Source organism: Oceaniglobus ichthyenteri, assembly GCF_003057885.1.
Lineage (GTDB): Bacteria > Pseudomonadota > Alphaproteobacteria > Rhodobacterales > Rhodobacteraceae > Oceaniglobus > Oceaniglobus ichthyenteri.
In genome coordinates this window covers 231,131-256,130 of record NZ_QAGK01000001.1, presented here as the reverse complement: position 1 = coordinate 256,130, position 25,000 = coordinate 231,131, and the positions used below count along the sequence as shown (strand labels likewise).

Here is a 25,000-nt window from a genome sequence, read left to right as displayed (position 1 = left end):
GACAGAAGGTCAGCATTCATGAGCATGGGCGCGACCCAATCCGCATTGCGGCGCAAACTCAGGGCGGTGCGAACCCCCGCAAACGTTCAGGCGATGACCCTGGCGCGGGCCTGGCGGCTGTCGATCGTGCATGGATTTTCCGAGGCGGCGGGGCTTGTCCTGACCATGGATGGTCATGAAACCACGGCGATTGCGCCGTCGGAGATGCCCGATCAGATGGGTGCCGGCGATCTTGGCGTGCTGTTGGAAAGCGCCCATGGTTTTGGTGTCGCGCTGTTGGATGTTCAATTGCTGGCCGCCTTGATCGAAGCACAAACCATGGGCCGTGTTCTGCTGCGCCCGTCGCTCGCCCGGGATCCGACCCCGACCGACGGTGCGATGATCGCCGATCCACTCGATCGCGCGCTGACCCTGTTTGAAGGCCATGCAAGCGGGCTGGAGGGGGCTGAAACCTGTTTTGGAATGCGGTTTGCCACGCCGCTGTCGGATGGGCGGTCGGTGATGATGGCATTGCCCGATGAATCCCATATCATGACGGAAATCACGCTCAGCTTTGGTGGCGGGGATCGGCGTGGGCGGTTGCGCCTGATCCTGCCTGCCGCCTTGCCCAAGGTTGATCCGGTGGATGTGCCCGATCACGAATGGAACGCCCGGATCGAAAGCAATCTGATGGGCGCCGAGGCGCAGTTGTCGGCGGTGCTGACCCGACTGCATCTTCCGATTGAGCAGGTGACAGAATGGAAAGTGGGCGATCTGCTGACGATCCCGGCCAGATCGCTGACGCAGATCGCATTGATCAGTTGCACAGGATCAATCCTGGCTCAGGGGCGATTGGGCCAAAGCAATGGCAACAAGGCGGTGATGTTGGATAACATCCCCGAGGCGCCACCAGTCGGCGTTCTGCCCGCCGCCACGCCGGGGGTTGGCGCGCTGATGACGGGCAAACCGGCCTTTGGGCAAAAACTCTAGGTCTGCGCGCCCTGCAATTGGCCGCGTAACCCCGAAAGATCATACCCGCCACGTGCCGCTGCAGTGATCAAAGTGTCGGCTGGCTGTTTTCCCGCTTGGCTGAATGCCCAGACAATGGCCGACCGTGTCCCTGACCGGCAATAGGCAAAGACCGGCCCGGTGGCGTTTGCAACGGTTGTGCCTTGGATGTTTACGTTTTCGTGGGTCATCGCGCCGTTTGTCACCGGGTTGAAATGAAATGTCAGGCCTGCCGCCTCGGCTGCTGCCTTGATTGCCGCGCTTGCTTCGTGTTCGGCGACCTCTTCATCGGGGCGATTACAGATGACAGCGGTGTATCCGGCCTCTTTCAACGCGGGCACATCGCCGGGCTGGATTTGTGCGCCAACGGCATAGTCTTCGGTCAAAGCATTGATTTGCATGTCGGTCCCTTTAAATTCAGATAGCGTTCGCGCCCTGCAGTCTGCACAATCTGCGCGCAACATATACGCAAGGCTGCCGCGACAAAAAAGGCGTTTTCTGGCCCTGGCCCACAAAGGGGCGGTCGTTCTGGCCTTTTATTCTTTCCGATTGGTTGCCATTCTTGCCGCCAATGGGGTGGCGGCGCGGGCCGGTATCGTAGCGGCCTGAAAAGGCGTGCAAATTTGCCGCGCCAATCGTGAATATATACGGTAAGACAGCGTGGCAAACGGGCAAAGGGGCGAGGGCATGGATTTAGAAACCAATCTGCACGGCGATGTGGCGGTGATCCATTTTGCCAACCCCCCGTCAAATGCCATGACCGGATCACTGCGCGCCGCGCTGGCTGCGGCCGTGACGGACGCGATCAAAAATGATGCTGTGCGGGCCTTGATTTTGACAGGCGACGGGGGGGATTTTTGCACCGGAGCCGACCACAACAGCGATGCACCCGGCATGATGACCCTGTGTCGCCAGATTCAAGACTGCCCCAAACCCGTGATCGTGGCGCTGCAAGGGGCAGTGTTGGGGGATGGATTGGATCTGGCGCTGGCCTGCCATTTTCGGGTTGGTGGGCGCGACACGCGAATCGGTGCGCCGGGTATCCGTCTGGGCCTGCCGCCGCGTGGGGGCGCGACCCAACGTTTGCCACGATTGTGCGGCGCCGCACCGGCCCTGTCCTTGTTGATGAACGGCGCGGAACGGGCGCCGTTTCCGGGTTTTCTGGACGCGCCTTTTACCGATGATCCGTTGGTTGCGGCCCTTGAGATGGCAAAATCTGTCGCCGATCCGCGTCCGACATCGCAACGCCGCGACGGTTTGAGTGACCCAAACACATTCATGGCCGCCGTTGCCCGCGCGCGAACTGCGTCGGCGGGCTCTCCGCTTGACGTGGCCGAACGGATTGTGGCCTGTGTCGAGGCGGCGATGTTGTTGCCGATGGAGTCGGGGCTTGCGATGGAAAAGGCAGCCTATGACGATTGCGCCGCCAGTCCCGCCAGCCGGGCGTTGCGCCATTTGGCCGGGGCCGAATCCGCCGCCTGGGCCTTGCCCGAGGCGGGGGGCGGGCGCGCCCAGCCAATCAGCCGTGTGGCGATTTTGGGCGGCACGGCGCGGGCGGGTGAATTGGCCCTGTCGTGTCTGAATGCCGGGCTTGAGGTGTTGCTGATAGAGCTGGAAACAGCGGGGCAAGCGATTGTTCTGGAACGGCTATTATCATTGTATGACGATGCGGTTGATCGCGGTTCTCTGACGGCCGAGCAGCGCGACGCCCGCCTGTTGCGCGTGCAACCCGAGGCCAGTTTCGACGACCTGAACAGTGTCGATGTGGTGTGGGAGGCGGCAGTTGACGATCTAACATTGCGTCAGGAACTGTGGGCGGCGATCACCTTGTTGGCGCGCCCGGGCGCTTTGCTGATCGCATCGGGGGATACGGTTGCGCCCATCGATCTGGCCGGCGATGGCGCGCGTTTGGACGACATGGTTGGCTTGCATATTCCCGGCGCGGCCCATGTCGGGCCGTTGGCCGAACTTTGCCCCGCGCCGGGTGCGCGCCCCGATACGGTTGCCACGGCCCTCGCCCTGGTGCGCCGATTGCAGCGGCAGGTGGTGCGTGGCGCCGATCAGCCGGGCCGCCTTGTGCATCATCTGAGCGAAGTGTTCGAGCGCACGATCGAAACCTTGTTGATCGCAGGGCTTAGCGCCGAGGATATCGATGCCGCCCTCATGGATTACGGATTTCGCCACCCACCTTGTGCGACGCTGGATATGCGTGGGCTGGATCGGGTATTGGCCCATCGCAAGGCGGTGCATGGTACAGGCGCGGACGAACTTGGGCTGCTGGATGCTTTGGTTGATTGCGGGTTGACCGGACGGCGCGCGGGGGCCGGGCTTTTGCAGTGGTCAGATGACACACCGATCGGCGAAACTGAAGATACCCGCGCCCTGATGGCGGCGTTGGCCGAGGCAGGCGCGCCCCGGGCGTCGGGCGTCGCCCGCCGCGATATTGCCCATGTCTGTGCTGCGGCTCTGGCGAATGCGGGGGCACATATGCTCGATTCCGGTCTGATTGGCCGGGCCGGTGATGTGGATGTGGCGGCGGTTCATCGTCTGGGGTTTCCGCGTTGGCGTGGTGGCCCGATGATGGCGGCGGATCTGCGCGGCCTTGTGCGGGTGGAACAGGATCTGGCGCTGGCAGGTGCGGGCACGCCTATCTCACCGCTTTTCGACGATTGTATCAAAAACGGCACACCCCTTTCAGAGCGCGTTTCCTAGCCCAGAAAAATGCCGACAATCACCAACATCAGACCCAAAACAGACAATAGCAACGCGGCCATGTTGACCGTGACCAGCCGTTGCAAAGCCGCGCGCAGGGCCGCATCCTCCAATCCGGCGCGGCGCACGCGCACGCCCGAGATGATGCAATATATCAATCCGATCAATCCGACCACCGACAGGGCGGCGCCCGTCCAAATTACGATATCCATGGCACCCTCTGCTGTGATCTGGTGCGCGCTGCCTATACGATCTGCACAAGCGGCGCAAACCCTTGCGGTGGCTGCGCGCAAAAGCTACCCATGGAAAAAAATCAACATTCAAATGAGGCCAACATGAGCGATCTTCCCCCAGAACCCACCGCCGCCGATAGCAATTACCGTGTAACCGCCGACGAGTTGCGCCAGTTCATCGAACGGTTTGAGCGGTTGGAGCAGGAAAAACAAGATATCGCCGAAGCGCAAAAAGAGGTCATGGCCGAGGCCAAGGGCCGGGGATACGATACCAAGGTGATGCGTAAGATCATCGCCCTGCGCAAACGCGACAAGGATGATATCGCCGAGGAAGAAGCGGTTCTGGAAATGTATATGCAAGCCTTGGGTATGTGAGTTTTCTGGCATTGTCTGATGTAAGACAATGCCATTAAAACAACTGGTTGTGCGGAAATGTTAAGGCTCTGCGTGAAGTACAGGCGGCGCGGTTTTAATCGGCCTTGCGAAATGCCGACGGGGTTTTGCCGGTCTGATGCTGAAACGCGCGGGTGAAATAGGCCGCTGATCGAAAGCCGAGGTTGGCGGCGACATCCTTGATCGGCAGGGTGGTGTCGCGCAGCAATTTGCGCGCCTCGTAATGCACCCGGTCTTGCAACAGGGCCGAAGCCGTGCGCCCACTGGCCACCTTGCAACTGCGCGACAGATGGGTGGCCGTCACGCCAAGGGCGGCGGCATAATCGGCCACACCCTGACCCTTGCGAAAATCCCGCTCAAGCAGCGCGGTGAATGCCTCGACCAGGCGGTCGGCGGCGCGGGCGTCGGCGGGGGGCGATATGTCGTCATGAACCGGGGCGTGACGTTCCAGCCAGACGGTCAGCAGGCCGGTGTGATGGTTCAGCGCCCGTTCCATCGTCTCGGCGCCGCGTTCCAATTCACGTTGGATGTTTTCAATCTGCTGCGCCATTTCACTTTGCGAGTGTGCATCGCGCAGGCGCACATGCAGCGGGTCAGCCGGCATTTCAAACCCCTGTTCACGGGGGAAAAACAGCGCAACGCCCGAAACCTGACCCATCATGTCAAACCCGTGCATCGTGCCCGCCGGCAGCAAAATGGCGTTATTGGGCCCATAACCGCGGGTGATTCCCGATATGGTGATTCGGCCCTGGCCGCGGGTGAACCAATACAAGACCGGGCTGGAATAGCTGCGCATCGCTTCGGTGCGCCAACGCCCGCCCTGGGCAAATCGTTGTAGCGGAACAAGGCGAAAACCCAATGGTGACGGTTCAACAACGGTCATGGCAGAGAGACCCATTCTTTGAAATATGCACAGGCGCTGGCAGGCCCCCGAAACAGAAAGGTCAGGGTAATCGCCCGCCTTGTCAAACATAGTTTCCGGTTTCGGCGGAATTACGACCGCTTTGCGATTTCGGTTGCCGCAATCTGATGCCAGTCTTTCATCCGCTTGCGAAACCATGTGCGCTGGCGTTTTGCATATTGCCGGGTGGCAATGATTGCGGCGTCGCGGGCCTGATCCAATGTCATCTCACCCCTGAGATGCGCCAGAAGTTCCGGCGCGCCGATGGCGCGGGACGAGGGGCGGCGGGCATCCCAATCGGCAGCATTGGCGCGCACTTCGTCCAGCGCGCCTTGGGCAAGCATCTGATCAAAACGCCGGCCGATTCGCGGGCTCAGCCATTCGGGCGGCGCGTCCAACACCACGGGCAGGGTGGCGGCAAGGGCCAGGTGGGGCGGCGGCGTTGAGTCTTGCCAGGTGGCCAGGCCGGTGCCGGTGGTGCGCCATACCTCCCAGGCGCGTTGGATGCGGGCGGGATTGGCGGTGTCGATCCGGGCCAGCGTTGCGGGATCAAGATCGGCCAACAGCGCCGAGGCGCCGTGCTGCGCGATGATGGCATCGGCGGTTTGGCGCACATCCGCAGGGGTGGGTGGAATTTCGGCCAAACCTTCGGTCAGCGCGGCAAAGTTAAGCCCGGTGCCACCGACGATAATCGGCCGCGACCCATGCAAAAGGCCGGTCACATCGCGCAACCAATGGCCGGTGGAATAGGCAGCATCGCCCGGCACATGGCCGTATAGGGCATGGGGCGCGCGGGCCAGATCCGCCGCATCGGGGCGCGCAGTCAACACCTGCCAATTGGCAAACACCTGTAACGCATCGGCATTTATGATCACGCCGCCTGCGGTTTCGGCAATCGCCAAAGCCAGCGCCGATTTGCCCGACGCTGTCGGTCCGGCAATCAACACCGGCCTGTCACGCCCGGCTTGCGCGATAATACTGTTAACGTCCACGCCAATGCCCCGTTGAAACCCGCCCGCTTTTGCGACATTTAGGCGGCCAGCACAATCACAGCAGCACAAAATGGGGCAAATCCGATGACCGAGGCTCAGACACAGACCAACAAGGTGACCTATAAACGTGTGTTGTTAAAAATTTCCGGCGAGGCGCTGATGGGTGATCTGGGCTTTGGCCTGCATCCGCCCACGGTACAGCGGATCGCGCAAGAGGTGAAATCGGTCCATGATCTGGGCGTTGAAATTGCCATGGTGATCGGCGGGGGCAACATTTTCCGTGGGCTTCAAGGCAGCGCCCAAGGGATGGAGCGGACAACCGCCGATTATATGGGCATGTTGGCGACGGTAATGAACGCCCTTGCCATGCAAAGCGCGCTGGAAGAATTGGGCATTCACACCCGGGTGATCAGCGCGATCCCGATGGATCAGGTCTGCGAACCCTATATCCGCCGCCGCGCCGTGCGCCATCTTGAGAAAAAGCGCGTCGTGATCTTTGCTGCGGGCACGGGCAACCCCTATTTCACCACCGACACGGCGGCGACCCTGCGCGCCAATGAAATGACCTGTGAGGCGATTTTCAAAGGCACCAAGGTAGACGGGATTTACGACATGGACCCGGTCAAACACCCCGAGGCGAAACGTTACGACCGGGTGAGTTATGACGAGGTGTTGCGCAAGAACCTGAAAGTCATGGATGCCAGCGCGATTGCCCTGGCACGTGACAATAAATTGCCCATCGTTGTGTTCTCATTGGATGAACCCGGCGGATTTCGGGGTATTTTGGCGGGGCAAGGCACCTATACAATCGTGCATGGATAACGCTATAAGCGCAAAAAGCGGTGCGCTGAGCGCGTCTTACGGTATAAGGTGACCTATGGCTGACGAAGAATTCGAACTGGATGTAAATGATCTGAAGCGCCGGATGGACGGCGCGATGGAGGCCTTGCGCCACGAATTTGCATCTTTGCGCACCGGGCGGGCCTCTGCCTCGATGGTGGAACCGATCATGGTTGACGCCTATGGACAGCTGACGCCGATCAACCAGGTGGGCACGATCAACGTGCCCGAACCCCGCATGGTCACCGTCACGGTGTGGGACAAGACCCTGATGGGCAAGACCGAAAAGGCGATTCGCGAATCTGGTCTGGGCATCAACCCGGTGATTGACGGCATGACCATCCGTCTGCCGATCCCCGAGCTGAACGAAGAGCGGCGCATTCAGTTGACCAAGGTTGCCGGCCAAAGGGCCGAAGATGCCCGCGTCGCCATTCGCAACGTGCGCCGCGATGGCATGGACCAACTGAAAAAGGCCAAGGCCAACGGCATGTCCGAAGACGATCACAAGGTCTGGAGTGCCGAAGTGCAAGACCTGACCGACGCCGCGATTGAGAATATCGACAAGGTACTGGCGAACAAGCAAGAAGAGATCATGCAGGTCTAAACCGCTCTGCGCCCCGCGATTTTCAGGATGCCACCCAAAAGGAGAGGCACGCATGACCGGCACGACCACGATCAAAAATGGCCCCAATCACGTCGCAGTCATCATGGATGGCAACGGGCGATGGGCACAATCGCGCGGCAAGCCCCGCCTGTTCGGGCACCACGCGGGCGCAAAGCGCGTGAAGGAAATCGTGCGCGCCTGCCCGGATCATGATGTCAAATATCTGACGATCTTTGCCTTCAGCACTGAAAACTGGAAACGCACCCAGACCGAGGTTTCCGGCCTGATGAAACTGTTTCGCCGCTATATTGCCTCGGAAGCGCGTGATTTGCTGGCCGAAGGTGTGCGGGTGCGTTTCATCGGCGACCGGGTGAAACTGGACGCGAAACTGTGCAGACTGATGGACGAGATCGAGCTGTTGACCAGCGGCAATGACCGGGTGCATCTGACGATTGCGTTGAATTACGGCGGGCGCGATGAATTGGGCCGCGCCACCAAAAGATTGGCGCGTGAGGTATCGGCTGGCCGGATCGACCCCGAAACAGTGGATGAAACCACTCTGGCCCGGTTTCTTGATACCTGTTTTCTGCCCGATCCGGATCTGGTGATCCGCACGTCGGGCGAGGCGCGGATTTCAAATTTCCTTTTGTGGCAGGCCGCCTATTCGGAATATGAATTCGTCAATACCCTGTGGCCCGACTTTTCGGCCGCTGAATTTGCCACCGTTTTAACCAGTTATGGCAAACGCGAACGCCGATTTGGCGCTGTGCCTGCATGACGTCCAAGCCCGGACAATGGGACGATCTGATCGTTCGTGTCGCATCAAGCGCGGTAATTGCCGTGGTTGGGATCGGCTGTGTCTGGTTGGGAGGTTGGTTCTTTCTGGCGCTGACTGTCGTGGTTTCTGCCGTGATGGTGTGGGAACTTACCCGCATGCTTGACGATCAGGCGCCGGCCCTGGTGATTGCCGCAATTGCGGGGGGCGCGCTTTTGGTGGCGGATCTGTTGCCGCCGGGCTTTGCGCTGCCGCTTTTGTTGGCGCCGGCGTTCGTGGGGTTTGGGCAACTGCGCCAACGCCGGGCGACCTTCGCCATTTTCTCGGTGATGATCCTGTTGGCCGGGTTTGGCCTTCTTATCCTGCGCAACGATTTTGGCTTTGTCTGGATGTTGTGGCTGGCCCTGGTGGTGATTGTCACCGATATCGCCGGATATTTTGCCGGGCGGTTTATCGGCGGGCCAAAATTCTGGCCGCGCGTCAGCCCCAAAAAAACCTGGTCGGGCACGGTTGCGGGCTGGATCGCGGCCGCCGTGGTGGGTTGGATTTATGTGCTTCAAACCGATGTCGGTTTACAGATCATTGGCATTTCCATCGCGGTTTCGATGGCCAGCCAGATGGGCGATGTCGCCGAAAGCGCCGTAAAACGCCGCGCTGGCGTGAAAGACAGTTCGTCACTTTTGCCCGGACATGGCGGGCTGTTTGATCGGTTTGACGGAATGCTGGGCGCATCGGTGTTTTTGCTATTGGTGGAGCAGTTGGTGGATTTCCCACCGGGCGTTTTATGACACGACGAATTTCTATTTTCGGCGCAACCGGGTCAATTGGCGGCACGACATTGGATCTGATCGGGCGTGATCCGGCAGCCTATGATGTGGTTGCCCTGACCGGGGGGCGCAATATCGATCGGTTGGCGCAGATGGCGCGCCAGTTTGACGCCGAAATTGCCGTGACCGCCTATGAAGATCACTTGCCTGCCTTGCGCGCGGCGCTTGCCGGAACTGGCATCGCATGTGCCGCCGGGGCAGGGGCAATCACCGAGGCGGCAGCGCGCCCGGCCGATTGGGTGATGTCGGCCATCGTCGGTCACGCCGGTCTTGCACCGGGTATGGCGGCGTTGAAACAGGGCGCGACCCTGGCCTTGGCCAACAAGGAATCCTTGGTGACGGCAGGGCCTTTGCTGATGCAAACCGCGCGCGATCATGGCGCGGTGATCCTGCCGGTGGACAGTGAACATTCGGCTGTGTTTCAGGCGCTGATTGGCGAAGATATCACAACGGTCGAGCGCATCATCATCACCGCCAGCGGTGGCGCATTCCGTGATTGGCCCCTTGAAAAAATGGCACAAGCCACGCTTGCCGATGCGTCGGCACATCCCAATTGGGCGATGGGACAGCGCATTACGATCGACAGTGCCAGCATGTTCAACAAGGCACTGGAACTGATTGAAACCCATGAGTTTTTCGGCGTTTCCCCGGACAAGATCGAGGCGTTGGTGCACCCGGAATCATTGGTGCATGCCATGGTCGGGTTTGTCGATGGCGGGTTGATGACCCATGTCGGCCCACCCGATATGCGCCACGCCGTCGGGTTTGCCCTGCATTGGCCCATCCGCCGCCCGTTGCCGGTGGCGCGTCTGGATTTCGCCAAACTGGGACAGTTCACGTTTCGCGCGCCAGACCCCGCGCGTTACCCCGCCTTGCGCCTCGCCCGCGAGGTGATGCAGGCGGGCGGGCTGACGGGTGCGGTGTTCAACGGGGCCAAGGAACGCGCGCTGGATGCGTTCATCGACGGACAGATCCGATTTCTGGATATGGCCGCCATTGTGGAAGACACCCTGGGTAAAATGGCCGCAGATGGCCTTGTCCATGCCGCAATGACCCTAGATAATGTGGCGCAGACCGACCATATGGCTCGGATACGTGCGGCCGAGGCGATTGCCGCGCGCCCCTCATAAGGATAATCACAGCCCATGGACCTGATCGGCCTGATCCCGAGTTTCGGTAGTTTTTTCTATTCCATTCTGGCGTTTATCGTCGCGTTGTCGATCATTGTGGCGGTGCATGAGTATGGCCATTACATTGTTGGCCGGTGGTCGGGCATTCATGCCGATGTGTTTTCCTTGGGCTTTGGGCCGATCCTGTATTCGCGGATCGATAAACGGGGCACACAGTGGCAGGTCGCGGCATTGCCGTTCGGCGGATATGTGAAATTTGCCGGTGATGCGGATGCTGCCAGCGTTGAAGCGACCGATGTGTCCACCCTGAGCGCGGCTGAAAAACGCCGCACCATGGCGGGCGCCCCGTTGTGGGCACGGGCCGCCACGGTTGCGGCGGGGCCGGGGTTCAATTTTGTCTTTTCCATCGCCATCTTTGCAACGGTGATGATGTTTCGCGGCGTGGCCAGCGATCCGTTGACGGTGGATGAAATCATGCCACTGCCCGCGCCGGTACAGGAATTGCGCGCGGGTGACGAACTGCTGTCGATTGCCGGGTTGAAAACCCCGGCCCTGGCGCAGTTGGATCAATATATCAAACAGCTGCCTGTCGCTCCGATCCTGGATTATACGGTTTTGCGCAATGGAGATACGATCACGGTGCAGGGGCCGCACCCTTATCCGCCGTTGGTCAATGGCGTTAATCTGCAATCCGCGGCGATGGATGCGGGCCTGAAAGTGGGCGATGTGATCACCGCCGTTGATGGGCAAAGCATTTCGGTGTTTGACGAATTGCCCGAATTGGTGGCCGCGGCCGAAGGCAAATCACTGAACCTGACGGTCTGGCGCAGCACGATCAGCGGCGGTGAGACGTTGGATATCACCCTGTCGCCGCGTCCGGTGGATTTGCCCCGCGCCGAAGGTGGGTTTGAAACCCGCTGGCTGATCGGGATATCGGGTGGGCTGTTCTTTACCCCGCAAACTGAAACGCCGGGAGTGTTCAGCGCCCTTGGTCAGGCGGTGCAACAAACCTATTTCATCGCGCAATCCTCGGTTTCGGGCCTGTATCACATGGCGGTGGGCGCGATTTCCAGCTGTGGCTTGCAAGGGCCGATCGGCATTGCCCAAACCAGCGGCGCTGCGGCCTCGCAGGGGGGGCTGACGTTCATCTGGTTCATCGCGGTGCTGTCAACGGCGGTGGGGTTGTTGAACCTGTTTCCGATTCCGGTTCTGGATGGCGGGCACCTGGTGTTTCACGCCTATGAGGCGGTTACCGGCAAGCCGCCCAGCGACGGCGCGTTGCGGGTGCTGATGATTATCGGCCTGTCACTGTTGGCAACGCTGATGATTTTTGCCATCACCAACGATTTGTTCTGCCCCTAGGGGGTGAAAAACTGCGCCAACGCCAAAATCACGCCACATTCGCGCGCTAACCCTTGGTGAAGTCAAAGGTACACCGGGAAAGAGGGCGAAGCGATGCAACATATCGAAGCCGGCGCGCGCAGCATATCATTGTTGGTCGATCTCAATGTTGACCGGATCATCTATTTTGCAACGATCCTCGCTGCCTTGATGGTTGGTGCTTATATCGGCACGTTCTGATCGGGGTTGCCCCTACATTTAGGTCATATTCGAAAACAGCGGATAAATAAGCGGTTTTTGAGTCGTCTGTGTTTTGACAAGTCCTGCCAATCTCGATAGCTAAGTCTTACACGAAGTCGGCATCGGAACTGGGGCACATGAGTATCAAAACAACAGGCGATCAACGCCGTGCAGTTGAAACCGCGTGGGTACGCCTGCGCAGTGTGGCTTTAATCCTTTGTTTTGGGGTGTTTGCCGCTTTTTCCGCGTCCCACGCCCAGGCGCAATCCTACAGTTTCAACACCGTATCGATTGAAGGCAATCAGCGGGTCGAACAGGGCACGATCCTGTCATACGCGGGAATCGGGCGGGGCGAGGCCGTATCGCCCGGCGCGTTGAACGATGCCTACCAACGGATCGTCAATTCCGGCCTGTTTGAAACGGTCGAATTGGTGCCCAGCGGTTCAACCCTGGTCATCCGGGTTCAGGAATGGCCGACAATCAACCGTATCAACATTGAAGGCAACGTGCGTCTAAAGGATGATCAGTTGCTGCCTTTGGTGCAATCACAGGTGCGTCGGGTTTATAACCCGACCGTCGCCGAACAAGACGCCGCATCAATGGTTGAATTGTACGAGGCGCGCGGTCGTCTGGCCGCCAGTGTTTCGCCGAAAATCATCCGCCGTGCAAACAACCGCGTTGATCTGGTATTCGAGGTTGTCGAGGGCAAAGTTGTTGAAATCGAACGTTTGTCATTTGTCGGCAATCGCAGTTTTTCAGACCGCCGCCTGCGCCGCGTTCTGGACACCAAACAGGCCGGTTTTCTGCGTCAGATCATTCAGCGTGACACATTTGTTGCCGACCGTATCGAATTTGACAAACGGCTTCTGAGCGATTTTTACACCGCGCGCGGCTATATCGATTTTCAGATCCTCAGCGTGAACAGCGAGTTTTCCCGCGAGCGGAATGCATTCTTCATCACCTTCACCATCCAGGAAGGCCAGCCTTACAAGTTTGGCGGTGTCACGGCATCTTCGGATTTGCCCAATGTGGATGCGCAGGAATTTCTGGCCGTTACCAAAACCCGTGCTGGCCAAACCTATTCGCCCGGCGCTTTGGAAAATGATATCAACCGGATGGAGCGTTTGGCGACGCAAAAAGGTTTGGCGTTTATCCGTGTGAATCCCGAAATCACCCGCGATCAACGCAATCTGATCTTGAACGTTGATTACGTCATTGAACGGGGTCCGCGCATTTTTGTCGAACGGATCGACATCGAAGGCAACGCCACGACATTGGATCGGGTGATCCGGCGCCAATTTAAAACCGTTGAGGGTGATCCGTTCAACCCGCGCGAAATTCGCCAGGCCGCCGAGCGGATTCGCGCCTTGGGTTATTTCGCCAATGCCGATGTGAACACCAGCGAAGGCAGCGCAGGTGATCAGGTGGTTGTTGATGTCGACGTCGAAGAACAGCCCACTGGCAACCTGTCATTCGGCGCCAGCTATTCCGCCGATACCGGCCCGGGCGTTAACATTTCATTTTCCGAGCGTAACTTTTTGGGCCGGGGGCAGACCCTGAGATTTGTCGTGGCAAGCGGCACCGATTCGGCGAGTTCGAACCTGTCGTTTACGGAACCGGCCTTGTTGGGGCGCGATTTGTCGTTCACGTTCAACGCCTTCTATTCCGTGTCAGAGCAGGACGATTCGTTTTACGACACGCGGGTTGTCGGCATTTCACCTTCGCTGACCTTTCCAATCTCCGAGAATGGCCGCCTTCAGACCCGTTATTCCGTATCAAAAGACACCGTGTCGAATATTAGCAAAGAAAGTTCGCCAATCCTTAAGGGTGAGGTCGGTTCGAAATATACCAGCGCCTTTGGTTATACCTTTACCTATGACACCCGGGTGACCGGGTTGAACCCGAACGCGGGTGTGTTGCTGTCTTTCGGTCAGGATTTTGCCGGCTTTGGCGGTGACACGAAATACGTCAAAACCAGCGCCAAGGCGATTGGTCAGACTAAGGTGATGAATGAAGAAGTCACCTTGCGGGCCACATTCGAAGGTGGCGCTATCAACTCTTTTGGCGGGTCGACCTCCCGCCTGACCGACCGCTATTTCCTTGGTCCCAACCTTTTGCGCGGGTTTGAATCCAAGGGGATCGGCCCGCGTGATCTGGGGGCCGTAAATCGGGATGCCTTGGGCGGTAACATGTTTGCCGTCGCCCGGTTTGAGGCTGAATTTCCCTTGGGTTTGCCCGAAGAATACGGAATTTCGGGCGGTGCGTTTGTTGATGTCGGGTCGCTCTGGGGCCTGGATGACACGGCCGGTGCGGGCGGTATTGTCGATGACAGCGCCGCGTTGCGCGCCTCAATCGGTGTTTCGCTGTTTTGGGATACGCCAATCGGTCCGTTGCGGTTCAACTTCTCCAAACCGCTCAAGAAAGAAGACTATGATCTTGAGCAGAACTTCAACCTGACGATTTCGACCGAGTTTTAAGAATGTGGCGCGCGCTTGCGCTTGTTATCTTTGTCGCCCTGACCGGACCGGTCGGGGCGCAAAACGTCACACCTGTCTTGACCTTGAATCAGGAAGAACTGTTCCTGCAATCCCAGTTTGGCCAACGGATCCGGTCAGATATCGCCGCGTCGTCGGCAGAGCTGGCCGCGGAAAACCGTGAGATCGAAGCAGCCCTGATGGCAGAAGAGCAAGCGCTGACGGCCGAACGCGCCAATCTGCCCGTTGATGAGTTTCGCGAAAAGGCGCAGGCCTTTGATGAAAAGGTCACATCGATCCGCACAGAACAAGACGCCAAGGGCCGGGCCATCGGTCGTAAGAACGACGAAGCGCAACAGGTGTTTTTTTCACGCGTTGCAACTGTGCTGCTGACAATCATGCAAGAACGCGGCGCCTTGGCCATTTTGGATGAAAGGATGGTGTTCTTGTCGGTCGACTCGATTGACATCACGGATCTGGCCATCGCGCGGATTGATGCCGCCATCGGCGATGGAACCGGGCAACAACCTTAACCGCCCGCTTGCGGCATTGGCGTGCAATTGTTAGTCAGACCAAAAGCCAAAGGATGCCTGCAGATGAGCGATAAAACCAGCGCCGATATTCAGTTGATTCAGCGGATCATCCCGCATCGGTATCCGTTTTTGTTGGTGGATAAGGTACGCGATATTGTCGATGCGCAAAGTGCGGTTGGCATCAAAAACGTCACCATGAACGAGCCGCATTTTCAGGGCCACTTTCCCGGCACCCCGATCATGCCAGGCGTCACAATCGTGGAAGCGATGGCACAAACCGCCGCCGTGATGGTTGGGGTCGCCAAAGATCTGGCCGACAAGGATTTTCTGGTTTATTTCATGGCCATCGACAGCGCCAAGTTCCGGCGCAAGGTGGTTCCGGGCGATGTGTTGGAACTGCACGTCACTACCAAGCGGGGCGGTGGCAAGGTTTGGAAATTTCATGGCCGCGCCGAGGTTGAGGGCGAATTGGCCTGTGAGGCGGAATTCACCGCGATGATGGATCTGCCCAAGTGAGCATCGCCGCCTCTGCCCGAATCCACGCCTCGGCCATCGTGGAAGATGGGGCCGTGATTGGCGCCAATGTCGTGATCGGGCCGTTCTCTGTGATCGGGCCACAGGTTTCATTGGGCGACGGCGTGACTGTCAAAAGCCATGTTGTGATTTCCGGGCGTACCGAGATCGGGCTGGACAGCGTGATTTTTCCGTTCGCCAGCATCGGTGAAATTCCTCAGGATCTGAAATTCGCGGGCGAAGAAACGCAATTGATCATCGGCGCACGCTGTCGGATTCGCGAACATGTAACAATCAACACCGGCACCGATGGGGGTGGCGGTGTGACCCGCGTGGGCGATGATTGTCTGATCATGGCCGGTGCACATGTGGCCCATGATGCACAGGTGGGCAACCGGGTGATCATCGTCAACAGTTCGGCGGTGGCGGGCCACTGCATTATCGAAGATGACGTGATTATCGGCGGTTTGTCTGGCATCCATCAATTTGTACGGATCGGGGAGGGCGCGATCATTGGCGCGGTCACCATGGTCACCCATGATGTAATCCCCCACGCTTTGGTACAGGCACCGCGCGGCGAATTGGATGGGCTGAACCTGGTGGGGCTGAAACGCAAGGGGGTCAGCCGGGCCGATATCACAGCCCTGCGCGCCGCATTTCAGATGCTGAAGCAAGGCGAAGGCGCGTTTCAAGACCGCGCGCGTCGGCTTAGCGATGAAACCGACAGTGCCTATGTGCGAAAAATGGTTGATTTTATTCTTGCCGACAGTGATCGCGGCTTTCTCACGCCGTCATGACCTTGTGTGTGATCGCGGGGCAGGGCCGTTTGCCAGCACTGCTGATTGAACGGCTTGAAGCAGTGGGTGAACCGCCGGTTTTGGCCGAGCTTTCGGGCTTTAAGATGGAGGATCGGGGCACGCGCCCGGTGATCCGGTTTCGGATCGAAACCTTGGGCAGCTTTATTGCAACGCTGCGGGATCAGGGTGTGGATCGGGTTTGCTTTGCGGGTTTGATCCGCCGCCCGCCGCTGGACCCCGCATTGGTTGATCGGGCCACTATGCCAATGGTGCCGCGGGTAATGCAGGCGTTGCAACAGGGCGATGACGCGGCTTTGCGCATTGTTTTGGCGTTATTTGAAGAAGCGGGTCTTGCGGTGGTTGCCGCCCATGATGTTTTGCCCGGCCTGATGCCATCGCCAGGCATTGCCACACAGGCACAACCCGATGAAACCGCCCGGCGCGATGCGCAGCGCGGGCAGGCGATTCTGGCCGCCATGGGCCGGGCCGATGTGGGGCAATCCTGTGTTGTGGCCCAGGGGCAGGCATTGGCGATTGAGGCGTGGCCAGGTACGGATTGGACATTGGCCAGTGTGGCGCAATTGCGCGGAAAAAAGGCCGGGTCGTTGGAGATGCCCGGTGTTCCGGCGGGCGGTATTTTTTACAAGGCCCCGAAACCGGGTCAGGATCGGCGGATTGATCTGCCCGCGATTGGGCCGAAAACCGTGCGTGGCGCGGCGGCGGCGGGCCTGTCAGGTATTGTGATCGAGGCGGGCGGCGTGATGGTGATCGACCGCGAAACGGTAATTGATCTGGCCGATAAACTGGGTCTGTTTCTTTGGGTGCGGCAACCGGAATGAAGGTATTTCTGGTCGCAGGCGAGGCATCGGGTGACCGGTTGGGCGCGGCGCTGATGGCCGGGCTGAAATCCTGCGCGCCAAAGCCGGTGGAATGGGCCGGGGTGGGCGGCCCCTTGATGGCTGAACAAGGGTTGCACAGCCTGTTTGCGATGCAAGAGCTAAGCGTGATGGGAATCGCCGAGGTTCTGCCAAAATATCGGCATCTGCGCCGCCGGATGATTGAAACCGCTGATGCGGTTCTGACGGCCCAGCCTGATGTATTGATCACCATCGATTCACCTGATTTCGGCCTTCGGGTTGCGGCGCGGGTGCGGGCGCAAAACCGAACTATCCGCACGGTGCATTATGTCGCGCCTTCGGTTTGGGCCTGGCGCCCGGGGCGGGCGGCCAAAATGGCGCGCCATGTCGATCAGGTGCTGGCGCTCTTGCCGTTCGAACCGCCCTATATGGAAGCCGCCGGAATGCGCTGTGATTTTGTCGGGCACCCGGTTGTGGCCGAACCGCAGGCTGACGCCGCCGAAATTGCCGCATTTCGTCAGACCCATAATCTGGGCGATGCGCCTGTGTTATTGGTTTTGCCCGGATCGCGCGGATCGGAGGTGGCGCGATTGCTGCCAATATTCGCGCAAGTGGTGGCGAAGCTGCACGCAGCGCGCCCGGATCTGCGGGTGGTGGTGCCGGCGGCGCCGGGGGTGCATGACAGCGTGCGCGACGGTGTGCGCGACTGGGCCGGTCGGCCGGTCGTTCTGGACATGCGCGGCCAGTCCGGGGATGCGGCGCAGCACCAAAAGGCGGCGGCATTCGGTGCGGCCAACGTCGCATTGGCGGCATCTGGCACGGTGTCGTTGGAATTGGCGGCGGCGGGCACGCCGATGGTTGTGGCCTATGATATGAGCTGGTTATCCTGGCAAATCATGTCACGCGCTGCGCTGATCGACACAGTCACATTAGTGAATCTGGTGTCAGAAACGCGCATCATTCCAGAGTTTTTGGGCCCTGCTTGTCAACCGGGCCCAATTGCCGACGCTTTGCTTTCGGTGCTGAACGCACATGAAGAACAGGCACAGGCGTTGTCCCTGACCATGATGCGATTGGGTAAAGGCGGCATTGCGCCCGGGCGGCGTGCCGCGATGGCGGTCTTGGAAGGGCTGAACGGCACAGGGTCTTAACCAATGCCGGGCACAGTCCAAGTTGCACGCTTACAACCTATCCCCTCCAGATCCATCCGCCGCCCAAAATTCGGGTGCTATCGGGGTCGTAAAACACACAGGCTTGGCCGGGTGACACGCCCTCTTCCGGGGTCAGCAATTCAACCGTTGCTTCGGTTTCGCTGATCGGGCGCAGAATGGCGGCGCGGGGTGGGCGGGTTGATCGCACCTTTACCATCACGTGCCACTCGGCCTGATCGGTGATCGCCACATCCCCCAACCAGTTGATTTCGCGCAGCGGCACGATACGGGTCGAAAGCATGGATTTCGGCCCGACAACCACCTCTTTGCGGTCCACATCCAGGCGCACCACATAAAGCGGGTCTTCCAAACCGCCAATCCCAAGGCCCCGACGTTGCCCGATCGTATAATGAATCACACCGCGATGTTCGCCCAAATCCGTACCGTCCACATCCACGATGCGGCCGGGATCAGCCGCGCCGGGGCGCAATTTTTCGATAACGGCGGCATAATTTCCGTTTGGAACGAAACAAATATCCTGGCTGTCGGGCTTATCGGCTACGCTCAGTCCGTATTTTGCGGCCAAAGCGCGGGTGTCATCCTTGCTGGGCAGGTGGCCCAACGGAAAACGCAGAAAATTCAACTGATCCTGGGTGGTGGAAAACAGGAAATAGCTTTGATCCCGGGCGGCATCGGCGGCGGCGTGCAGTTCGGCCTTTTGCGGGCCCATCTTGCGCTGAATGTAATGGCCGGTCGCCATGCAATCGGCATCTAGATCGCGCGCGGTTTCCAACAAATCCTTGAATTTCACCCGCTCGTTACAGCGGATACAGGGCACGGGTGTGGCCCCGGCCAGATAGCTGTCGGCAAATTCGTCAATCACCGCTGCGCGGAATTTATTTTCATAATCCAGCACATAATGGGGAAAACCCATGGTTTCGGCGACCCGGCGGGCATCATGAATATCGCGCCCCGCGCAACAGGCCCCCTTTTTCGCCAAGGCGGCACCGTGGTCATACAGCTGCAATGTCACGCCCACCACATCATATCCCTGGCTGGCCAATTCGGCGGCAACAACCGAACTGTCGACGCCGCCCGACATCGCCACCACCACACGGGTCTGTGCGGGCGGTTTTGCAAAACCCAGCGAATTGAGCGGGTGATTTGAATCAAGCGGCATCGCTATCTCCTTATATATCGAAAGAATATAGGAAAATTGGAAACACTCTCAAGGGTTGGTTTCATTCCCCATTAAGTGGTGCGGTCTACGATTTGTTGTGGGGGCATGAAAGGGGTGAAACCATGTTTTTAAAGAAAGTTGACGGCCCACGCGCCGTAAAGCTGCCGGGGGGCCAAATGATGACGCGCGCTGATTTACCGGATCCGATGACAAAACGATGGGTCGCCAGCCGAAAAGCGGCGGTCGTACGCGCCGTTATTGGCGGACTGATCAGCGAAGAAGAGGCAATGGCAACCTACAGGTTAACCGCAGAAGAGTTGGAATCATGGTCAAAAGCCGTGAATCTTCATGGAGAGGCTGCCTTGAAAACCACACGACTTCAAAAATATAGACAACTTTAAGGAGAACGTGTTAATCCGGATTAAGAGTAACGGGACATTAACCTTTAGCGATCAGGGTGGGGTCAATCCAGGAACTGGCGGAGATTTCAATGCGTATACTACTTGTCGAAGACGACCCTACCACATCGCGCAGCATCGAATTGATGCTGACCCATGCTAACCTGAACGTGTATTGCACAGACATGGGGGAAGAAGGCGTCGATCTGGCCAAACTCTATGATTACGATCTCATTTTGCTGGATCTTAATCTGCCGGATATGAATGGGCACGAAGTGTTGCGCCAGGTGCGTCTGGCGCGGATCGATACACCGATTTTGATCCTGTCCGGGGCCGATGATACCGAAAACAAAATTAAGGGTTTCGGATTTGGGGCCGATGATTATCTGACCAAACCGTTCCACCGGGAAGAATTGGTTGCGCGTATTCATGCGATCATTCGTCGTTCAAAAGGGCATGCCCAATCGGTGATCAACACCGGCAAGATTTCGGTGAACCTGGACGCCAAGACGGTTAGTGTCAGTGGAAAAACCGTACATCTTACCGGCAAAGAATATCAGATGCTCGAACTGCTTTCCTTGCGCAAAGGAACGACCCTGACCAAAGAGATGTTTCTGAACCACCTGTACGGCGGAATGGATGAACCCGAACTGAAAATCATCGATGTTTTCATTTGCAAGCTGCGCAAGAAACTGTCGCAGGCGACCGATGGCGACAATTACATCGAAACGGTATGGGGGCGCGGATATGTTCTGCGCGATCCTGATCCGAAAGAGAACGAGTTGCCCGTCGCCGCCAGCGCCTGAACAGCTGGCGGCATTGAAATAACGTGTCATCAGACTGGACCCCGCCAAGATCCGCCCATATCAAACCAAAAAGGTTTTGATGGAGGGGCGGATGGCCGATCTCGTGGCGATTGAGACAATGGGGAAAGCCGAGGCAAAGCGGGAACTGGCGCGGCTGGCGGACCTGTTGACCGCCGCAAACGCCGCGTATTATCAGGATGATGCACCCACTCTTACCGATGCTGAATATGACGCGTTAAAACAGCGCAATGCCGCGATCGAGGCGCGGTTTCCAGAACTCAAGCACTCCGATAGCCCAACAGACCAGGTGGGTGCCGCTCCGGCCGACGGATTTTCAAAAGTGGCGCACAGGGTGCGCATGCTTTCACTTGGAAACGCTTTTTCAGCCGATGATGTCGCAGAGTTTGATCAGTCGATTCGCAAATATCTGGGATTGGGTTCTGAAACGCCGCTTTCCTATACCGCAGAGCCAAAGATAGACGGCCTTTCCCTGTCTCTTCGATACGAGCAGGGAAATTTGGTACAGGCTGCGACACGGGGTGATGGTGCGACCGGTGAAAATGTGACGGCGAACGCGCTGACAATCACCGACATTCCCAAAAAACTGGATGGCGCGCCGGATATTTTGGAGGTGCGTGGCGAAGTTTACATGGCACATTCCGATTTCGCCGCGTTAAATGTGCGGCAGACCGAAAATAATGCCAAAACCTTTGCCAATCCACGAAACGCGGCTGCAGGGTCGTTGCGGCAGCTTGACCCTGAAATCACCCGCGCGCGGCCGCTGCGTTTTTTCGCGTATGCTTGGGGAGAGCTGAGCGCGCCCTTGGCCGACACTCAGATGGGTTCGATCAACCGACTGAAAGAAATGGGGTTTTCGACCAATGATTTGACGGCTGTGGGCGACGGGCCAGAGGCGCTGATCGCGCATTATGAGATGATCGAGCAGCGGCGCGCCACCTTGGGCTATGACATTGATGGGGTTGTTTACAAGGTTAACGATCTGACGCTGCAAAACCGGCTTGGTTTTCGCTCAACCACGCCACGTTGGGCGATAGCGCATAAATTTCCGGCCGAACTGGCCTGGACCCGGTTGGAAAATATTGAGATTCAGGTCGGTCGTACAGGCGCACTGTCACCCGTCGCCCGGCTTTCGCCCGTTACGGTCGGCGGTGTGGTGGTATCAAATGCGACGCTTCACAATGAAGATTACATCGCGGGGCGCGGTGGCAAAGGCGAAGAAATCCGGGGTGGCAAAGACATTCGGATCGGTGATTGGGTGCAGGTGTATCGCGCCGGTGATGTCATTCCAAAGGTGGCCGACGTTGATCTTTCGCAACGCCCGCCTGAATCGCAACCCTATGATTTCCCTGACACATGCCCTGAATGTGGGTCGCCCGCGCCGCGCGAGCCGGGCGATGCGGTGCGCCGGTGTACCGGCGGTCTGATCTGTCCGGCGCAAGCGGTGGAAAAGCTGAAACATTTCGTCAGCCGGGCCGCGTTTGACATCGAAGGATTGGGCGCCAAACAGGTTGAGCAATTCTATAGCGATGACTGGATTGCCGAACCTGCGGATATCTTCACCTTGCAAGATCGGTTCGGCACGGGACTGCAACAATTAAAAAATCGTGAGGGATGGGGAGAGCGCAGCGCAAACAATCTGTTTGCCGCCATCGCAGAAAAACGAACCATCCCGCTGAATCGGGTGATCTTTTCACTCGGGATTCGCCATGTGGGCGAAACCAATGCCAACCTGTTGGCGCGCCATTACGGCAGCTGGACCGCATTCGAGGCCGCCATGTCCGCCGCGAGCCCCGAAAGCGAAGCGTGGCGCGATCTGTTGGGAATTGACGGGGTGGGCGATGTGATGGCGCGCTCTTTGTGCGCGGCATTTGCTTCCGGCCCCGAACGCGATGCCATTGATCGTCTGGCGGCCCATCTCTCAATTCAGGATATTGCCGCGCCGACCCGGATCAACAGCCCTGTTGCCGGAAAAACGGTGGTATTCACCGGCACACTGGAAAAAATGACCCGCGCCGAGGCCAAAGCGCGGGCCGAATCCCTTGGGGCAAAGGTAGCAGGCAGCATATCGACCAAAACCGATCTGTTGGTGGCGGGGCCCGGTGCCGGATCCAAGGCGAAAAAGGCCGCTGATCTGGGTGTGAAAATCGTGGATGAGGACGGTTGGCTGTCAATGATCGCAGACGCATGAGCACCCGGCCCGAAGCCCTGTTTCCGCTATTTGCCGACCTGACCACGTTGGATGGGGTCGGGCCAAAAACGGCGGAACATTTCAAACATATGGCGATTGAGCGGCCTCGCGATCTGTTATTCACACTGCCAAACGCCGGGGTTGATCGGCGATTGCGCGGCTCGGTTCGTGATGCAGTGCCGCCCGAGGTTGTCACCGTCGAGGTCGAAGTGAAACGCCATATTCCCCCGACAGCGCGCGGGCGCCCCTACCGGGTTGAGGTGGCGGATGCTGAAACCACGTTCCAACTGGTGTTCTTTCATGCCCGCGATGAATATTTGACTCGGCAACTGCCGATCGGGCAGCGGCGGGTGATCTCGGGTAAGGTTGAGGTGTTTGATAACATTGCGCAAATCGTCCACCCCGAATACATGGTTCCTGTTGAAAATGCCGAGACAATTCCGCTGTACGAGCCGATTTACCCCCTTACTGCGGGGATCACCCAGAAACTGATGTTTCGGGCAACGGCGGCCACGCTGGCGAAAGCGCCCGAGTTGGCAGAATGGATTGATCCGCATCTGATCAAAAAGGAACAGTGGCCCGATTTTCAAACCGCATTGGCTCAGGCGCATCGCCCCACGAGCAGTAAAGATATGTCAACTGACGCCCCGGCGCGGCGGCGATTGGCCTATGATGAGCTTTTGGCGCATCAACTCACCCTTGCACTGGCGCGGGCCGATTTTGCCAAAGCAAAGGGCATAACCTCGGTTGGTACGGGGCGTCTGCAAGGCAAAGTGTTGAAATCGCTGCCCTATCGCCCCACCGCGGCGCAATTGCGCGCGATAGGTGAAATCGCGGACAACATGGCAAAACCGACCCGGATGAACCGGCTTTTGCAGGGTGACGTGGGGGCGGGAAAAACACTTGTCGCGTTGATGGCGCTGTTGATCGCCGTCGAAGCGGGCGGGCAGGGTGTGATGATGGCCCCAACTGAAATTCTGGCCCGCCAGCACCTGGAAGGCTTGCAGCCCTTGGCCGAAAAGGCCGGTGTGGTTTTGGAATTGCTGACCGGGCGCGACAAAGGCGGCGAACGTGCTGCAAAGCTGAATGCGCTGGCACGCGGTGACATTCAGATCCTTGTGGGCACCCACGCGGTGTTTCAGAAAGACGTGATATTTGACGATTTGCGCCTTGCCGTGGTCGACGAACAGCACCGGTTCGGCGTGCGTCAGCGGCTTGAACTGGGCGCAAAGGGGCGCGCGGTTGATGTATTGGTCATGACCGCCACGCCGATTCCACGCTCGCTGGCCTTGGCGCAATATGGCGATATGGAAGTGTCGGTGTTGGATGAAAAACCGCCCGGGCGCAAACCCATTGCCACGGCTCTGGCCAGCACGGCGCGGATCGACGAAGTGGTTGAAAAATTGCGCGGCGCAATCGGCGATGGGCGGCAGGCCTATTGGGTCTGTCCCCTGGTCGAAGAAAGCGAGGCGGTCGATCTCACCTCGGCGCAGGAGCGGTTCAAACGTCTGCGTGCCGCGTTGGGGGATGATGTGGTCGGGTTGGTGCATGGGCAGATGCCACACACCGAAAAAGATGCAGCTATGGCGCATTTTGTAGCAGGAAAAACCAGCGTTCTGGTGGCCACAACCGTGATTGAGGTGGGGGTAAACGTGCCCAATGCGTCGATCATGGTGATTGAGCGGGCCGAACATTTCGGTCTGGCGCAGCTGCATCAGTTGCGCGGCCGTGTTGGCCGGGGCAGCACAGCCTCAACATGCCTGTTGTTATATCAGGCCCCGCTAAGCGAGGGGGGCAAGCGGCGTCTGGAAATTTTGCGTGAAACCGAAGACGGGTTTCGGATTGCCGAAGAAGATCTGGCAATGCGCGGGGCGGGCGATTTGATTGGGCACGCACAATCCGGTCTGCCACGGTTTCGAATTGCCGATCTTGAACGTCAATCGGCGCTGCTGGCACTGGCGCAAAGCGATGCGCGCAAACTTTTGAATGATGATCCAAGGCTGGAAACACCGCGCGGGCAGGGCGCGCGACACCTTTTGTGGCTCATGGAACAGGAAAAAGCAATTCGTTTGATTTCAGTCGGTTAAGCATTTTGTTCGCATATGTT

The 25,000-nt window shown here is 58.6% G+C and carries 25 protein-coding genes; 20 read left to right on the top strand and 5 right to left on the bottom strand.

Annotated features, from left to right (window positions below; genetic code table 11):
• Nucleotides 1–18: 18 nt before the first annotated feature.
• Complete coding sequence (locus C8265_RS01145) at nt 19–969, top strand: FliM/FliN family flagellar motor switch protein (protein ID WP_108482130.1); 951 nt, start codon at nt 19–21, stop codon at nt 967–969.
• Here the strand turns inward: C8265_RS01145 and C8265_RS01140 are convergent.
• A complete protein-coding gene (locus C8265_RS01140; protein ID WP_108482129.1) occupies nt 966–1,388 on the bottom strand; it encodes a protein tyrosine phosphatase family protein in 423 nt (140 codons plus the stop codon). The two genes, C8265_RS01145 and C8265_RS01140, sit on opposite strands and share 4 nt — an antisense overlap.
• 286 nt (nt 1,389–1,674) lie before the next feature.
• On the opposite strand from C8265_RS01140, the gene C8265_RS01130 reads away from it, so the two are divergent.
• A complete protein-coding gene (locus C8265_RS01130) occupies nt 1,675–3,699 on the top strand; it encodes an enoyl-CoA hydratase-related protein (protein WP_108482127.1) in 2,025 nt (674 codons plus the stop codon).
• Here the strand turns inward: C8265_RS01130 and C8265_RS01125 are convergent.
• Complete coding sequence (locus C8265_RS01125) at nt 3,696–3,911, bottom strand: hypothetical protein (protein WP_108482126.1); 216 nt, start codon at nt 3,909–3,911, stop codon at nt 3,696–3,698. The two genes, C8265_RS01130 and C8265_RS01125, sit on opposite strands and share 4 nt — an antisense overlap.
• A 123-nt stretch (nt 3,912–4,034) precedes the next feature.
• Between C8265_RS01125 and C8265_RS01120 the strand changes: the two genes are divergently transcribed.
• Entirely contained in the window at nt 4,035–4,307 is a 273-nt protein-coding gene (locus tag C8265_RS01120) for a DUF2312 domain-containing protein (RefSeq protein WP_108482495.1), read from the top strand.
• Between the two features lie 94 nt (nt 4,308–4,401).
• Here the strand turns inward: C8265_RS01120 and C8265_RS01115 are convergent, their stop codons facing one another.
• Entirely contained in the window at nt 4,402–5,208 is an 807-nt protein-coding gene (locus tag C8265_RS01115; protein WP_108482494.1) for a helix-turn-helix transcriptional regulator, read from the bottom strand.
• Between the two features lie 110 nt (nt 5,209–5,318).
• A complete protein-coding gene (gene miaA, locus C8265_RS01110) occupies nt 5,319–6,218 on the bottom strand; it encodes a tRNA (adenosine(37)-N6)-dimethylallyltransferase MiaA (RefSeq protein ID WP_240610936.1) in 900 nt (299 codons plus the stop codon).
• Nucleotides 6,219–6,302: 84 nt separating this feature from the next.
• Here miaA and pyrH point away from each other — a divergent pair, with 84 nt between their 5' ends.
• The 13 genes from pyrH (at nt 6,303) to lpxB (ending at nt 18,300) form a co-directional block, all read left to right on the top strand.
• Complete coding sequence (gene pyrH, locus C8265_RS01105) at nt 6,303–7,040, top strand: UMP kinase (RefSeq protein WP_108482125.1); 738 nt, start codon at nt 6,303–6,305, stop codon at nt 7,038–7,040.
• A 55-nt stretch (nt 7,041–7,095) separates the two neighbouring features.
• A complete protein-coding gene (gene frr / locus C8265_RS01100) occupies nt 7,096–7,662 on the top strand; it encodes a ribosome recycling factor (RefSeq protein ID WP_108482124.1) in 567 nt (188 codons plus the stop codon).
• Nucleotides 7,663–7,714: 52 nt separating this feature from the next.
• Nucleotides 7,715–8,440 (top strand): polyprenyl diphosphate synthase, encoded by a 726-nt coding sequence (gene uppS, locus C8265_RS01095; protein WP_108482123.1) that lies wholly within the window; start codon nt 7,715–7,717, stop codon nt 8,438–8,440.
• Entirely contained in the window at nt 8,437–9,225 is a 789-nt protein-coding gene (locus C8265_RS01090; protein ID WP_108482122.1) for a phosphatidate cytidylyltransferase, read from the top strand. Before uppS ends, C8265_RS01090 begins: the two co-directional genes overlap by 4 nt.
• Nucleotides 9,222–10,394 carry a 1-deoxy-D-xylulose-5-phosphate reductoisomerase gene (gene dxr, locus C8265_RS01085; protein ID WP_108482121.1) on the top strand — a complete coding sequence of 391 codons (1,173 nt, stop codon included), beginning with the start codon at nt 9,222–9,224 and terminating at the stop codon, nt 10,392–10,394. The genes C8265_RS01090 and dxr overlap by 4 nt, the downstream gene beginning before the upstream one ends.
• 15 nt (nt 10,395–10,409) lie before the next feature.
• Nucleotides 10,410–11,756, top strand: coding sequence for an RIP metalloprotease RseP (gene rseP / locus C8265_RS01080; protein WP_108482120.1), 1,347 nt, complete (start codon nt 10,410–10,412; stop codon nt 11,754–11,756).
• Between the two features lie 93 nt (nt 11,757–11,849).
• A complete protein-coding gene (locus C8265_RS19865) occupies nt 11,850–11,975 on the top strand; it encodes a hypothetical protein (RefSeq protein WP_276308482.1) in 126 nt (41 codons plus the stop codon).
• Nucleotides 11,976–12,112: 137 nt separating this feature from the next.
• Nucleotides 12,113–14,452, top strand: coding sequence for an outer membrane protein assembly factor BamA (gene bamA / locus C8265_RS01075; protein WP_108482119.1), 2,340 nt, complete (start codon nt 12,113–12,115; stop codon nt 14,450–14,452).
• A 2-nt stretch (nt 14,453–14,454) separates the two neighbouring features.
• Complete coding sequence (locus C8265_RS01070; RefSeq protein ID WP_108482118.1) at nt 14,455–14,982, top strand: OmpH/Skp family outer membrane protein; 528 nt, start codon at nt 14,455–14,457, stop codon at nt 14,980–14,982.
• A gap of 63 nt (nt 14,983–15,045) precedes the next feature.
• Nucleotides 15,046–15,498 (top strand): 3-hydroxyacyl-ACP dehydratase FabZ, encoded by a 453-nt coding sequence (fabZ, locus tag C8265_RS01065; RefSeq protein WP_108482117.1) that lies wholly within the window; start codon nt 15,046–15,048, stop codon nt 15,496–15,498.
• Complete coding sequence (gene lpxA / locus C8265_RS01060; RefSeq protein WP_108482116.1) at nt 15,495–16,292, top strand: acyl-ACP--UDP-N-acetylglucosamine O-acyltransferase; 798 nt, start codon at nt 15,495–15,497, stop codon at nt 16,290–16,292. The genes fabZ and lpxA overlap by 4 nt, the downstream gene beginning before the upstream one ends.
• An 8-nt stretch (nt 16,293–16,300) precedes the next feature.
• Nucleotides 16,301–17,131, top strand: coding sequence for an LpxI family protein (locus C8265_RS01055; protein WP_420818838.1), 831 nt, complete (start codon nt 16,301–16,303; stop codon nt 17,129–17,131).
• Nucleotides 17,128–18,300 carry a lipid-A-disaccharide synthase gene (gene lpxB / locus C8265_RS01050; protein ID WP_108482114.1) on the top strand — a complete coding sequence of 391 codons (1,173 nt, stop codon included), beginning with the start codon at nt 17,128–17,130 and terminating at the stop codon, nt 18,298–18,300. The genes C8265_RS01055 and lpxB overlap by 4 nt, the downstream gene beginning before the upstream one ends.
• A gap of 37 nt (nt 18,301–18,337) precedes the next feature.
• Here lpxB and mnmA read toward each other — a convergent pair whose 3' ends face one another.
• The gene (gene mnmA, locus C8265_RS01045; protein WP_108482113.1) at nt 18,338–19,480 is read right to left on the bottom strand and encodes a tRNA 2-thiouridine(34) synthase MnmA; all 1,143 of its coding nucleotides are present in this window, start codon (nt 19,478–19,480) and stop codon (nt 18,338–18,340) included.
• A 122-nt stretch (nt 19,481–19,602) separates the two neighbouring features.
• Between mnmA and sciP the strand changes: the two genes are divergently transcribed.
• The 4 genes from sciP (at nt 19,603) to recG (ending at nt 24,980) form a co-directional block, all read left to right on the top strand.
• Nucleotides 19,603–19,881: a CtrA inhibitor SciP gene (sciP, locus tag C8265_RS01040; RefSeq protein WP_108482112.1), complete on the top strand. Its 279-nt coding sequence runs from the start codon at nt 19,603–19,605 to the stop codon at nt 19,879–19,881.
• A gap of 89 nt (nt 19,882–19,970) precedes the next feature.
• Nucleotides 19,971–20,684, top strand: coding sequence for a response regulator transcription factor CtrA (gene ctrA / locus C8265_RS01035; RefSeq protein WP_108482492.1), 714 nt, complete (start codon nt 19,971–19,973; stop codon nt 20,682–20,684).
• 91 nt (nt 20,685–20,775) lie between these two features.
• Nucleotides 20,776–22,893, top strand: a complete 2,118-nt coding sequence (ligA, locus tag C8265_RS01030) for an NAD-dependent DNA ligase LigA (RefSeq protein WP_108482491.1) — start codon at nt 20,776–20,778, stop codon at nt 22,891–22,893.
• Nucleotides 22,890–24,980, top strand: coding sequence for an ATP-dependent DNA helicase RecG (gene recG, locus C8265_RS01025; protein ID WP_108482111.1), 2,091 nt, complete (start codon nt 22,890–22,892; stop codon nt 24,978–24,980). The genes ligA and recG overlap by 4 nt, the downstream gene beginning before the upstream one ends.
• Nucleotides 24,981–25,000 lie beyond the last annotated feature (20 nt).